Annotated in this window: 11 protein-coding genes and 2 pseudogenes; 6 read left to right on the top strand and 7 right to left on the bottom strand. The window is 71.7% G+C overall.

Features of this window, described 5'->3' with window-relative positions; translation table 11 throughout:
• From GTW43_RS36705 to galU, 6 genes and pseudogenes are all read right to left on the bottom strand, one after another.
• Positions 1 to 280, bottom strand: a pseudogene (locus GTW43_RS36705) (hypothetical protein); the annotation flags it as partial.
• A 172-nt stretch (positions 281 to 452) separates the two neighbouring features.
• Entirely contained in the window at positions 453 to 1,121 is a 669-nt protein-coding gene (locus tag GTW43_RS36700; protein WP_161306294.1) for a GNAT family protein, read from the bottom strand.
• On the bottom strand, positions 1,118 to 1,645 hold the full coding sequence (locus GTW43_RS36695; RefSeq protein ID WP_161306292.1) for a MogA/MoaB family molybdenum cofactor biosynthesis protein: 528 nt from the start codon (positions 1,643 to 1,645) through the stop codon (positions 1,118 to 1,120). The genes GTW43_RS36700 and GTW43_RS36695 overlap by 4 nt, the downstream gene beginning before the upstream one ends.
• The gene (gene moaC / locus GTW43_RS36690; RefSeq protein ID WP_161306291.1) at positions 1,642 to 2,121 is read right to left on the bottom strand and encodes a cyclic pyranopterin monophosphate synthase MoaC; all 480 of its coding nucleotides are present in this window, start codon (positions 2,119 to 2,121) and stop codon (positions 1,642 to 1,644) included. Before moaC ends, GTW43_RS36695 begins: the two co-directional genes overlap by 4 nt.
• A 93-nt stretch (positions 2,122 to 2,214) precedes the next feature.
• On the bottom strand, positions 2,215 to 3,576 hold the full coding sequence (gene glp / locus GTW43_RS36685; RefSeq protein ID WP_237537008.1) for a gephyrin-like molybdotransferase Glp: 1,362 nt from the start codon (positions 3,574 to 3,576) through the stop codon (positions 2,215 to 2,217).
• A gap of 4 nt (positions 3,577 to 3,580) precedes the next feature.
• On the bottom strand, positions 3,581 to 4,483 hold the full coding sequence (gene galU / locus GTW43_RS36680; protein WP_161306289.1) for a UTP--glucose-1-phosphate uridylyltransferase GalU: 903 nt from the start codon (positions 4,481 to 4,483) through the stop codon (positions 3,581 to 3,583).
• Between the two features lie 94 nt (positions 4,484 to 4,577).
• On the opposite strand from galU, the gene GTW43_RS36675 reads away from it, so the two are divergent.
• Positions 4,578 to 5,216, top strand: coding sequence for a 5-formyltetrahydrofolate cyclo-ligase (locus tag GTW43_RS36675; RefSeq protein WP_237537007.1), 639 nt, complete (start codon positions 4,578 to 4,580; stop codon positions 5,214 to 5,216).
• A 63-nt stretch (positions 5,217 to 5,279) separates the two neighbouring features.
• Here GTW43_RS36675 and GTW43_RS36670 read toward each other — a convergent pair whose 3' ends face one another.
• On the bottom strand, positions 5,280 to 8,042 hold the full coding sequence (locus GTW43_RS36670; protein WP_161306287.1) for a penicillin acylase family protein: 2,763 nt from the start codon (positions 8,040 to 8,042) through the stop codon (positions 5,280 to 5,282).
• A 178-nt stretch (positions 8,043 to 8,220) separates the two neighbouring features.
• Between GTW43_RS36670 and GTW43_RS36665 the strand changes: the two genes are divergently transcribed.
• The 5 genes and pseudogenes from GTW43_RS36665 to GTW43_RS36645 form a co-directional block, all read left to right on the top strand.
• Positions 8,221 to 9,753 carry a potassium/proton antiporter gene (locus GTW43_RS36665; RefSeq protein ID WP_161306293.1) on the top strand — a complete coding sequence of 511 codons (1,533 nt, stop codon included), beginning with the start codon at positions 8,221 to 8,223 and terminating at the stop codon, positions 9,751 to 9,753.
• Positions 9,754 to 10,002: 249 nt separating this feature from the next.
• Positions 10,003 to 11,286, top strand: a complete 1,284-nt coding sequence (locus GTW43_RS36660) for an MFS transporter (protein ID WP_161306286.1) — start codon at positions 10,003 to 10,005, stop codon at positions 11,284 to 11,286.
• 69 nt (positions 11,287 to 11,355) lie between these two features.
• Positions 11,356 to 11,715 carry an FmdB family zinc ribbon protein gene (locus GTW43_RS36655; protein ID WP_161306285.1) on the top strand — a complete coding sequence of 120 codons (360 nt, stop codon included), beginning with the start codon at positions 11,356 to 11,358 and terminating at the stop codon, positions 11,713 to 11,715.
• Between the two features lie 101 nt (positions 11,716 to 11,816).
• Positions 11,817 to 12,671: an S-methyl-5'-thioadenosine phosphorylase gene (locus tag GTW43_RS36650; protein ID WP_161306284.1), complete on the top strand. Its 855-nt coding sequence runs from the start codon at positions 11,817 to 11,819 to the stop codon at positions 12,669 to 12,671.
• Between the two features lie 194 nt (positions 12,672 to 12,865).
• Positions 12,866 to 13,051: pseudogene (locus GTW43_RS36645) on the top strand (hypothetical protein); the annotation flags it as partial.

Genomic DNA, 13,051 nt, shown 5'->3' with positions numbered 1-13,051 from the left:
TCGCGGGCGCGCCGAAGGCCCGGGGGTCCACCGCATCGGTGGACGCGTCCGGGTCGGCCGGGTCGCCGGGCCGCTCGTCCGCCTCGGGCGGGCGCGCCTGCAGGTCCTTGGCGTATCGGCGCTCCATGCCCGCCCGGCCGGAGAGAAGCCGGATGGCGGTGCTGAAGCGTTCCGTCGGACGGGCTTCGTTCAGCTCGTCCTGCCTACGGAGCCACATCGGCACCAAGTAGGCGGCCCAGGCCCCGACGATGACTGCGTAGATGAGGCCGCTGCTGCTCACGCCTCACACCGTAGAGGGGTTTGCGTGAGGCCATCCGCCAATTGGGCCGGTGTGTCGCACGATCTGGCTGATATTTCGAGCATTTTTTGCGACTGATGCGATCAACCGGCCGACCGGGGCGGGAATTTAATGCCTCCGGCGGTCGATCGGCGATCAATTTCGAACACTTATTTCATTTAGAGGGGGCGCCGGGGTCGACCGTGTTCGGGGCGCCCGGACCTGCGGTCTTGCTGCGGCGCTCGCGCCGCCACCGCTTCAGCAGCCCTTCGGGAACCTCGTCGGCGGTGAGCGCGAAGACGAGATGGTCCCGCCACGCCCCGTCGATGTGGAGATAGCGCGGGCGCAGCCCCTCCTCGCGGAATCCGAGTTTCTCCACGACCCGGCGGCTCGGCCCGTTCTCCGGCCGAATGCAGACCTCGATGCGGTGCAGCCCCACCGTGCGGAAGCAGTGGTCGACGGCGAGCGCGACCGCGGTCGGCATCACCCCGCGCCCGGCCACCGACTCGTCGACCCAGTACCCGACATGCCCCGAGCACATCGAACCCCAGGTGATCCCGGCGACGGTCAACTGCCCCACCAGACGGCCCTGGTACTCGATGACGAAGGGCAGCATCCGCCCCGCGCCCGCCTCCGAGCGCAGATGGCGCACCATCTGGCGGTAGGTCGGGCGGTGGGTGATCGGCCCGCTCGGCGTGGGCGGCGGGATCGTCGCCTCCCAGGGGCGCAGCCAGTCGCGGTTGCGCCGGTTCACCTCGCGCCAGGCGCGCTGGTCGCGCAGCCTTATCGGGCGGAGGACGACATCGCCCTCCGCCAGAACGACGGGCCAGGACGGGCTGTTCAGCGCGCACCCCCGGGGGCCTGGGCATCGGGCCGGGTGTCGGGTCTGGGGTGGTCACCGCCGCGGATCTGGTCGACGGCGTGGACGAGCAGCGGCCGCAGGACGGCGAGCCCGTCCTTCACGCCCCCGCTCGAACCCGGCAGGTTCACGATCAGTGTGCTCCCCGCGAGGCCCGCGCGGCCACGGGAGAGCGCCGCCGTGGGCACGTTCTCCCGGCCGTGGGCGCGGATCGCCTCCGCGATGCCCGGGATCTCCCGGTCCAGGACGCGGGCCGTGGCCTCCGGGGTGCGGTCGGTGGGCGAGATGCCGGTGCCGCCGGTGGTGACCACCGCGTCGTAACCGGCGTCGACGGCGGCGCGCAGGGCGGCCTCCACCGGGTCGCCGTCGGGCACGACCTGCGGCCCCTCGACCCGGAAACCCAGCTCGCGCAGCGCCTCGGCGATCAGCGGGCCGCCCTTGTCCGCGTAGACGCCGGCGGCCGCGCGGTTGGACGCGGTGACGACGAGGGCCCGGTAGGTGTCGCTCATCGGTGCCAGTCCCCCGACTTGCCGCCCGTCTTCTCCTCGACCCGCACGTCCGTGATGACGGCCGCCTTGTCGACGGCCTTGACCATGTCGACGACGGTCAGCGCGGCGACGGAGACCGCCGTGAGCGCCTCCATCTCGACGCCGGTGCGGTCCGTGGTCTTCACCGTGGCACGGATCTCGACGGCGTCGTCGGCCACGGAGAGGTCGAGCGTGACGCCGGAGACGGCCAGCGGGTGGCACAGCGGGATCAGGTCGGGGGTGCGCTTGGCACCCATGATCCCGGCGATGCGGGCGGTCGCGAGCGCGTCGCCCTTGGGGACGCCCGCGCCGCGCAGCAGCTCGATCACGCGGGGCGAGACCAGGACCCGCCCGGTGGCCCGTGCCGTGCGCGCGGTGACGGCCTTCTCCGACACGTCGACCATGCGGGCGGCGCCCGCCTCGTCGAGGTGCGTCAGTCGGTCCTGCGAAGTGCTCATGGTGCTGTGGCGCTCCCGATCCGAGCCGTGCGCGGTGCGGCGCGCCGGACTGTTGTGCGCGACACGGTACCGCGCGGCCCGGAGAAGGTGAGATCAGCCCAGCAGGACCACGTCCACCTCGGTGCCCGGCTCCACGGAGGTGACGTCCTCGGGCACCACGATCAGCGCGTCCGCGTGGGCGAGCGCGGCGACCAGGTGGGAGCCCGCGCCGCCGACCGGGGCCACCGTGCCCGCCGCGGCGTCATGGGTACCGCGCAGGAACTGGCGGCGCCCCGCGGGCGAGGTCAGCGCCTTGTCGGCGGCGAGCCCGGCCCGGACCACGGACCGGTGGACGGCGCCCGCGGGCAGCCCCATCAGCGTCCGGATCGCGGGACGGACGAACAGCTCGAAGGAGACGTACGAGGAGACCGGGTTCCCCGGCAGCGCGAGCAGCGGGGTGTGGTCGGGGCCGATCGAGCCGAAGCCCTGCGGCTTGCCGGGCTGCATCGCGAGCTTGCGGAACTCGACGCCGCTGCCCGCGCCGATGCCCTCCTCGTCGTCGGGGTCGCCGATGGCGGACAGGGCCTCCTTGACGACGTCGTACGCGCCGACGCTGACGCCGCCCGTGGTGACGACGAGGTCGGCCCGGATGAGCTGGTCCTCGATCGTGGAGCGGAGCGTCTCGGCGTCGTCGGCGACCGCGCCCACGCGGTAGGCGATGGCACCGGCGTCCCGGGCCGCGGCGGTCAGGGCGAAGCTGTTGGAGTCGTAGATCTGGCCCTGGCCCAGCGGCTCGCCGGGCTGGACGAGCTCACTGCCGGTCGAGACGACGACCACGCGCGGGCGCGGGCGCACCCGGACACTGCCGCGGCCGATCGCGGCGAGCAGGGAGATCTGCGGCGGGCCGAGCACGGTGCCGGCGGCGAGCGCCCGGTCGCCCGCCTGCACGTCGCTGCCGTGCGCGCGGATGTGGGCGCGCTCGGCGGCCGCGCGGTGCACCCGGACCTCGCCGGACGCCCCCTCGGGGGCCGCGCTGTGGGCGGTCATCGTGCTGACGGGGCCCGCGCCGAGCCCTCCGTCGGTCCACTCCACGGGGACGACGGCCTCGGCGCCGGGCGGCAGCGGGGCGCCGGTCATGATGCGGGCCGCCTGGCCGGGGCGGACCGTGGGCTGCTCGGACTGGCCCGCCGCGACGTCGCCGATCACCGTGAGCACGGCGGGGAACTCCTCGCTCGCGCCCGCGACATCGGCGACGCGCACCGCGTAGCCGTCCATCGAGCTGTTGTCGAACGGGGGCAGCGAGACCGGCACCGTCACGTCCTCGACGAGCACGCAGCCCTGGGCGTCGAGGAGTTGCAGCTCGATGGGGTCGAGCGGGTGGACCGTGCCGAGGATGTCCTCCAGGTGCTCGTCCACCGACCAGAGGTGCTGCTGTCCGGCCGCGGTCGGGCCGGACGACGGGGTCGCGCTGCTCAAGGTGCTACATCTCCTCGCTGACGTAACGACGAAGCCAGGTCCGGAAGTCCGGGCCCAGGTCTTCACGTTCGCACGCGAGTCTGACAATGGCACGCAGATAGTCGCCCCGGTCACCGGTGTCATAGCGGCGGCCCTTGAAGACGACGCCGTGCACCGGGCCGCCGACCTTCTCGTCCGCGGCGAGCTGCTGGAGGGCGTCGGTGAGCTGGATCTCGCCGCCCCGGCCGGGCTCGGTCTTGCGCAGTATGTCGAAGACGTGGGGGTCGAGGACGTAACGGCCGATGATGGCGTAGTGGGAGGGGGCGTCGGCCGGTTCGGGCTTCTCCACGAGGTCGGTGACCTTGACGACGTCGCCGTCGGCGGTGGACTCCACCGCGGCGCAGCCGTAGAGGTGGATCTGCGAGGGCTCGACCTCCATGAGGGCGATGACGCTGCCGCCGTGCTGCTCCTGCACCTCGACCATGCGGGCGAGCAGCGGGTCGCGCGGGTCGATCAGGTCGTCGCCGAGCAGGACGGCGAACGGCTCGTGGCCCACGTGCGGGGCCGCGCACAGGACGGCGTGACCGAGGCCCTTGGGGTCGCCCTGGCGGACGTAGTGCATGGTGGCGAGGTCGCTGGACTCCTGGACCTTGGCGAGACGCTTGGCGTCGCCCTTCTTCTGGAGCGCCGACTCCAGCTCGTAGTTGCGGTCGAAGTGGTCCTCGAGCGGGCGCTTGTTGCGGCCCGTGATCATGAGCACGTCGTCGAGACCCGCGGACACGGCCTCTTCGACCACGTACTGGATCGCCGGCTTGTCGACCACCGGAAGCATCTCCTTGGGAGTCGCTTTCGTGGCCGGCAGGAACCGGGTGCCGAGGCCCGCGGCAGGGATGACAGCCTTGGTGATCCTGGTGTGCGAGTCAGTCATGTCCGTCACCATATCCGGCGCCTATGGGTGGAATCTGTGGGTCCGCTTTGTTGGCACATATATGAGCCGATTAGGAGAGGTTTGTGAGACGCCCATGAACGGCCACCCACGTGACACGCCTGGCGCGCGTGGCGCACACCCTGACAAGCAGACATTGCGACGAGAGCTCCTCGCGGTGAGAAAAGCGTTGCCTATGAGTGACGTGCAGAAGACGGAGGCGGTTCTCGCCCAGCGCGCCTTCGAGCTGGACGCCCTGGCCGGCGCCCGCACCGTCGCGGCCTACGTGTCCGTCGGCGGCGAGCCCGGCACCGGCGCCCTCCTGGACGCCCTGAGAGCACGCGGCACCCGCGTCCTGCTCCCCGTGCTCCTGGCCGACAACGACCTCGACTGGGGCCTGTACGAGGGCGCCGGCTCCCTGGCCCGTGTCCAACACGCGGGCAGGATGACGCTGTTGGAGCCGTCCGGGCCCAGGCTCGGCCCCGACGCCGTCCTGGAGGCCGACACGGTCCTGCTCCCCGGCCTCGCCGTCGGCGCGGACGGCACCCGGCTCGGCCGCGGCGGCGGTTCCTACGACCGCGTCCTGGCCCGGCTGGAGGCGGCGGACACGCACCCGTGCCTGGTCGTGCTGCTCCACGACCACGAGGTCCTCGCCGAGGTGCCGGCGGAGCCCCACGACAAGGCCGTGGACGCCGTCGTGACGCCCTCGGGCGCCCGCCGCTTCCCCTTGCCCTAGGACTTCACGGCAGGAGAAGCGGCCGCGGAGAACGGCAGCGGAGAACGGCAGGAGGCGCGGCGCCTACGGCTTCTTCAGGAGCAGCGTGTCCGACGTGTCGCGCTCGACCGCCTTGTCGGTGAAGCGCCACGAGAGCAGGTCACCGTCGACCCACTTCTCGGTCTGGTCGGTGTAGTGCGCGCTGTAGGTGTGGCCGGAGGCTCCCGTCAGGTTGATCCACTTCGACTTGTCGAAGTCCTCCAGGTTCACCACCATCCGCATCGACGGCACCCAGCTGACGCCGTACCCGCCCGCCGCGTTCCACCCGGTCGCGTTCACGGCCGCCTCGCCGCCGCCGAGCTTCCAGGGACCGCGGTTGAGCACGTACTGCAGCCAGCCGGGCCCCGCGGTGCCGAGCGTCTGGTTCTTCAGCTCCAGCTGGTGCAGCCGGCCCCAGCTCCACGTGTCGACGTCCTTGCCGAGCTTGGCCGTGAGGTCCCAGCGGGCGTCCTCCATGGCGCGCGAGAACAGCTCGTCACGGTTGTGCGTGGCCTTGTCGGTGCGCGTCTTCGGGGCCTGCCACCAGGCGCTGTCCTCGTCCTTCATCAGGTTGCGCACGACCTGGAACCAGCGGTCGCCACCGTCCGGCTGCGCCGAGTCCGCGTCCCGCTGCCCGCACTCGCGGACCTTGCGGTCGTCGTCGGCCGGACCCGAGTTGTCCACCGGGCTGACGCTCAGGCACTGGCCCTTGACGCGCAGCTCCTTGGGCAGCTTGTTGCCGAAGGCCAGCTTCAGGATGTTGCGCCAGACCGAGTTGAAGTAGGCGGCCGCCGCGGAGTCCGGGTTCTGGGTGTAGTCCCAGTTCTCCAGGAGCTGCTGCGTCTCGCGGACGTACTTGTCGTCGACGTCGACCTTCAGCAGGTAGGGCACGAGCAGCTTCGCGATCTCGCTGCTGTTGTCCATCTGCATGGTGCGCATGTCGTCGGTGGAGATCTTGCCGCCGCCGTCGATCTTCGACTTGATCAGGTCGGTGATGCGCTGGCTGCGCGTGCCGTAGCCCCAGTCCGTGGTGAGCGTGTAGGGGTAGTCCTCGCCCACGACCGCCTGGTTCGCGGTGACGATGTAGCCGCGCTTCGGGTCGTACTCGTAGGGCAGTTCGTCCTGCTTGATGAAGCCGGTCCACCGGTACTTCGCGTCCCAGCCGGGCGAGGGCAGCGAGCCGTCGCCCTCACCGCGCACCGGGATGCGGCCCGGCAGCTGGTAGCCGATGTGTCCCTCGGTGTCGGCGTACGTGAGGTTCTGCGAGGGGACCTGGAAGTCGGCGGCGGCCTTGCGGAAGTCGCTCCAGTTCTCCGCGCGGTCGATGCCGAAGACGGCGTCCATGGTGTTGCCCGGGTCCAGGGCGGTCCAGCGCAGCGCGATGCCGTAGCCGTCGCCGCGGTCGGGCGCGTTCGTGCCCACGGGCGCCTTCTTGCCCACCTTGACGAGCTCGTCGTTGCGGTCGGACAGCAGCGGGCCGTTGTTCGTCTCGCGGATGGTGATCGTCTTGTCGCTGCCGCCGGCGACCTTGATGACCTCCTTGCGCGTCGTGAAGGGCATCGTGCGGTCGTCGTACAGGTAGCCGTCGCCGCTGAACTTCTCGAGGTAGAGGTCGGTGACGTCGGCGCCCGAGTTCGTCAGGCCCCAGGAGATGTGCTGGTTGTGGCCGATGATCACGCCGGGCATGCCCGCGAAGGTGTAGCCCGCGACGTCGTAGCCGCACTTCGCCGTGACGCTCGTGCAGTGCAGGCCCATCTGGTACCAGACGGACGGCAGCTGCGGGGCCAGGTGCGGGTCGTTCGCCAGCAGCGGCTTGCCGGTGATGGTGTGGTCGCCCGAGACGACCCAGGAGTTGGATCCGATGCCGTTGCCGTTCGGGCCGAGGCCCGCGGAGTCGGGGATCCGGTCCAGGACGTCCGCGAGACCGCCCAGCTGGCTCTCCAGGCTGCTGGGCGCCTGCGCGCCGCCCGTCAGGCCCGTGCCGGCGCCCTGGCCGCCCGTGGCGCCCCCCTGGCCCCCGGAGGTCCCCGCCGGGTCGTAGGTCTTCGTGGCGCTGTCGTAGGCGCCCTCCTGCACGATCGGCTTGTTCCGGTCGTAGGGGTACTCCGGGTACAGGTCGGCGATCTGCTTCTTGTCGAGCCGGCTCGTCATCAGGGAGCGGTCGATCTCGTCCTGCATGTTGCCGCGCAGGTCCCACGCCATCGCCTTGAGCCACGCGACCGAGTCGACCGGCGTCCACTCCTGCGGCGTGTAGTCGTTCTCGAAGCCCAGGGCGACGTACTCGGCGGAGATCTCCTTGCCGCTCTTGCCCTTCAGGTACGCGTTGACCCCCTTGGCGTACGCCTGGAGGTACTTCTTCGTCTCGGGCGCGAGCTTGGAGTCGTACTCCTTCTGCGCGACCCGGTGCCAGCCCAGGGTCCGCAGGAACTCATCGGTCTTGACCTGACTCTTGCCGAACATCTCGGAGAGCCGACCGGAGGTCGTATGGCGGCGCACGTCCATCTCGTAGAAGCGGTCCTGCGCCTGCACGAAACCCTGCGCCGTGAACAGGTCCTCGTCCGAGGAGGCGTAGATCTGCGGAATGCCGTAACTGTCCCGCTTGACCTGGACCGGCCCGTCCAGGCCGTCGATCTCGACGGAGCCCGTCGTCTGCGGCAGGGAGGCGCGCACGCTGTCGACGCCCCAGTACGCGCCGTACCCGATGCCCGCGACGACGGCCAACACCAGGACGATCACGATCAGTCGGGCTCGGCGCCCCTTCTTCCTGCCGGACTGGCCGCCGGAAGAGGCATTAGTGGAGGAGGGCATCGCGATCCTTGCTGTCCTTCGCGGGCTGCTGGCTGGAGCAACCATACGAGCAGTCCGGTGCGGGCCCGGACGCGGAGTCAGCAAGGAGGCCCCCGGAAGGTCCGCGACGACGGCCCGGGCGTCAAGAAAGCGTTAACGATTAGGTAAGGTAACGAAGTAACTCCCCCCACATCCGCCCCTGCGAAGCTCCTCGCGGAAGGAACGGCCCCTGACTGTCCACCACCTCAACCAGCTCCTGCTCGCCGGCGCGCTCGTCCTGCTCATCGCGGTCGCGGCGGTGCGCATCTCCTCGCGCAGCGGGCTGCCCAGCCTGCTCCTGTACCTCGGCATCGGCATCGCCATGGGCCAGGACGGCATCGGCAACGTCTCCTTCAGCAACGCCGAGTTGACCCAGGTCATCGGGTACGCGGCGCTGGTCGTGATCCTGACCGAGGGTGGTCTGGGCACGAAGTGGAAGGAGATCAGACCCGCCCTGCCCGCGGCCGCCGCGCTCTCGCTCCTGGGCGTCGCGGTGAGCGTGGGCGTCACCGCGGCCGGTGCGCACTACCTGGTGGGCCTGGAGTGGCGGCAGTCCCTGATCATCGGCGCGGTGGTGTCCTCCACGGACGCGGCCGCCGTCTTCTCCGTCCTGCGCAAGGTGCCGCTGCCGGCCCGCGTGACCGGCGTCCTCGAGGCGGAGTCCGGATTCAACGACGCCCCGGTCGTCATCCTGGTCGTCGCCTTCTCGACCGCGGGCCCCGTCGAGCACTGGTACCACCTGATCGGCGAGATCGCCCTGGAGCTCGCCATCGGCGCCGCGATCGGCCTCGCGGTCGGCTGGCTCGGCTCCTACGGGCTGCGCCACGTCGCACTGCCCGCCTCGGGCCTCTACCCGATCGCCGTCATGGCCATCGCCACCACCGCCTACGCCGCGGGCGCCATCGCCCACGGCAGCGGCTTCCTCGCCGTCTACCTGGCCGCCATGGTGATGGGCAACGCCAAGCTGCCGCACTGGCCCGCCACCCGCGGCTTCGCCGAGGGGCTCGGCTGGATCGCGCAGATCGGCATGTTCGTCCTGCTCGGCCTGCTGGTGACCCCGCACGAGCTCGCCGACGACATCGTGCCCGCCCTGGTCATCGGACTCGTGCTCACCATGGTGGCGCGGCCCCTCGAGGTCGTCCTCAGCCTGGCGCCCTTCCGGATGGCCTGGCAGGAGAAGGCCCTCATGTCCTGGGCCGGACTGCGCGGCGCGGTCCCCATCATCCTGGCGACCATCCCGATGGTGACCGGCGTCGCCGACAGCGAGCGCATCTTCAACATCGTCTTCGTCCTGGTCGTCGTCTACACGCTCATCCAGGGCCCCACCCTGCCCTGGCTGGCGCGCAAACTCCGGCTGGACTCCTCCTCGGAGGCGGCCGACCTCGGCATCGAGTCGGCGCCCCTGGAGCGGCTGCGCGGCCACCTGCTGTCCGTGTCCGTGCCGCCCGGCTCCCGGATGCACGGCGTCGAGGTCGGCGAGCTGCGGCTGCCCAAGGGCGCCGCCGTCACCCTCGTCGTCCGCGAGGGCACCTCCTCGGTGCCCTCCCCCACCACGGTGCTGCGCCAGGGCGACGAACTGCTCGTCGTCACCACCGACCCGGTGCGCGACGCGACCGAGGCACGGCTGCGCGCCGTCGCCCACGGCGGCAAGCTCGCCGGCTGGCTGGGCACAGGGGGCGAAACCGCCCGGTAGCATGGCAGGGCACACCATGTACCACCGACTCTGCCTGACGTAGAGCCGGCGCGACCGCAAAGCGGCCGCGGTCCCCTTGCAGCACCGCGTCCGGGCCCCGCAGCCCGGGCACGCCCCTCTGCACGGCCCAGAACCTCTCCTGGCGCGGACCGCAGTATCACTCGGTTTCCCGGCGCACGAGGACGGCTCTCGGTGCCCCGCGCCCCGACCGGGCCCGGGGCGCTACCAGGCGGCAGAAAGGCGAGGACCGTGCCACAGACGGCCACGGTCACCGACACCCCGGACAACCGCCCGGGCTACGGCCGGCTGCTGCGCACCCGCGGCGCCTGGACGTTCCTGCTCCCCGGCTTCGCGGCCCGCCAGCCCTTCGCGATGCTGACCATCTCGATCGTGCTGCTCGTGCAGCACACCACCGGCTCCTACGGCACGGCCGGCGCCGTGTCCGCGGCGACCGGTGTCTCCATGGCGCTCTTCGCGCCCTACAGCGGCAAGCTCGCCGACCGGTTCGGCCAGCGCGCCGTGCTGCTGCCCGGCGTCCTGGTGCACTCGGCGTCCGGCGCCGCCCTGACGGCCCTGGCGCTGTCCGGTGCGCCCACCTGGACCCTGTTCCTGGCCGCGGTCCCCACGGGTGCCTCCACGCCCCAGATCGGGCCCATGGTGCGGGCCCGCTGGGGCGTGCGCCTCCAGGGCTCGCCCCTGATGCAGACGGCGGCCGCCTTCGAGTCCGTCACCGACGAGTTCACCTTCGTGCTCGGCCCGCTGTTCGCGACGGCCCTGTGCACAGGCGTCGACCCGGCCGCGGGCCTGCTCACCGAGGCCGCGCTCACCCTGGTCGGCGGACTGCTCTTCGCCGCCCAGAAGAGCACCCAGCCGCCTGTCGCCGCCGCGGGCGCCCACGCGCGCGTGGCGCACACCTCCGCGCTGCGCGTCCCCGGCGTGCGCGTCCTGATCGTCACCTTCCTGGGCATCGGCTCGGTCTTCGGCGGCATGCAGGTCTCCCTCGCGGCCTACGCGGAGTCCATCGGCGAACCCGGCATGAACGGCGTCCTCTACGGGATCTTCGCCGCGGGCAACATGCTCTCCGGGCTCGTCTGCGGAGCAGTCGCCTGGAAGGCCGCGCCGCAGCACCGCCTCCTGGTCGCCTACACGGCGCTCGCCGTCATGGCGTCCGGCCTGTGGGCGGCGCAGTCCGTCGTCCTGCTCGCCGGGCTCGGCCTGCTGGTCGGAGTCTGCATCGCGCCCGCCCTGATCACCGGCTACACGCTCGTCGAGAAGATCGTCCCCGCGCACGCGCGCACCGAGGCCTTCACGTGGCTGACCGGCGCGGTCGCGCTGGGCCAGGCCGCGGCCGTCACGGTCGCCGGTCAGCTCGAGGACCGGTTCTGGGACGGGGCCGGATTCCTCGTCCCGATGGGCGGCACGGTGCTCGCTCTCGCGGTCATGTTCCTGCTGCGCTCGCGCCTCGAACCACCGTCCGCGGGACGCACCGTGGCACGTGGTGTGGGTCACCGAGTGCCGGTGGCAGTGGACTGATCCCGAGGAATAGGCCACTATGGAGCGTCGTTAGCACTCATTGAGTGAGAGTGCCAGGAGGAAGACACAGTGCCGACTTACCAGTACCAGTGCACCGAGTGCGGCGAGGGCCTCGAGGCGGTGCAGAAGTTCACCGACGACGCTCTGACCGAGTGCCCGAACTGCAAGGGCCGCCTGAAGAAGGTGTTCTCGGCCGTCGGCATCGTGTTCAAGGGCTCCGGCTTCTACCGCAACGACAGCCGCGGTTCGTCGTCGAGCAGCAGCCCGGCGTCGTCGGCCGCGAAGTCCGGCGCCGCGTCGTCGACCCCGTCGTCCTCTTCCTCGTCCTCGGACGCGAAGCCGGCCTCGTCCTCGGCGTCCTCCGGCTCGTCGAGCTCCTCCGGCTCGTCGAGCTCCTCCGGTTCGTCGAGCTCCTCGTCCGCCGCCTAGGGGGCCCTCCCGGGGCCGCGCGCCCCGCACTGTCTTACGAGACCCTGTCGTCCCCGGACGGCAGGGTCTTCGGCGTGAACGCCTTGGCTAGTGTGCTGAGCATGGCGACGAACGCGAACACAAGTGCAGCGGCCGAGATCGGCGTGATCGGCGGCTCCGGCTTCTACTCCTTCCTGGACGACGTGACGGAGGTCCAGGTCGACACCCCCTACGGGCCGCCGAGCGACTCGCTCTTCATCGGTGAGATCGCCGGCCGCCGCGTCGCCTTCCTGCCCCGGCACGGCCGCGGCCACCACCTGCCCCCGCACCGGATCAACTACCGCGCCAACCTGTGGGCGCTGCGCTCGGTCGGCGTGCGCCAGGTGCTCGGCCCGTGCGCGGTCGGCGGGCTCGTGCCGGAGTACGGGCCGGGCACGCTGCTGGTCCCCGACCAGTTCGTGGACCGGACGAAGTCCCGGGTGCAGAGCTACTTCGACGGGCTGCCGCTGCCCGACGGCACGGTGCCCAACGTCGTGCACGTCTCGCCGGCCGACCCGTACTGCCCGGCCGGGCGGCGGGTGGCCGTCGAGGCGGCCCGCGGCAAGGGCTGGGAACCCGTGGACGGCGGGACGCTCGTCGTGGTGGAGGGGCCGCGCTTCTCGACCCGCGCCGAGTCGCGCTGGCACGCCGCGATGGGCTGGTCCGTCGTCGGCATGACCGGGCACCCCGAGGCGATGCTCGCCCGTGAGCTGGAGCTCTGCTACACGTCGATGACCCTGGTCACGGACCTGGACGCGGGGGCGGAGAGCGGCGAGGGCGTCTCGCACGACGACGTGCTCAAGGTGTTCGCCGCCAATGTGGACCGGCTGCGGACGGTGCTCTTCGACGCGGTGGCGGCACTGCCGGCGACGCAGGAGCGTGACTGCCTGTGCACCGGGGCGCTCGGCGGGATGGACCCGGGCATCCGGCTTCCGTGAACCCACGGGGGCGGTCGGCCGGGCAGCCGGGCGGGCAGCCGGGCGGCCGGAACGTCCCCTTCGGGTGAGCGGGTTGTCCACAACCGGCGGGTAGTGCACGGGCCGCGGCGGGATACGGCGCGGAGGCGGAAGGTGGTCGGCGAGACGGACGCGGTGTCCGTCCGACCCGGACCGACCCCCAGGCGGTGACGACCATGTCCACTGCGTCCGCTGCACCTGTCCCCTACCGGCTCAGCACTCCCCCGACGGCCGAGGTGCCGTCCTTCCCACCCGTGCGCGTACGGGGCTCCCGACTGCGCCCGGGCCGGTCCGGGCCGCGCCGCGGCGGCCCCCTGGCCGCGGCCGCGCTCGCCCTGACCGCGGCGGCGCTGGCCGCCGCC

This window comes from Streptomyces sp. SID5785, from assembly GCF_009870065.1.
Classification (GTDB): Bacteria; Actinomycetota; Actinomycetes; order Streptomycetales; family Streptomycetaceae; genus Streptomyces.
This window is presented reverse-complemented; position numbering and strand designations above follow the sequence as displayed.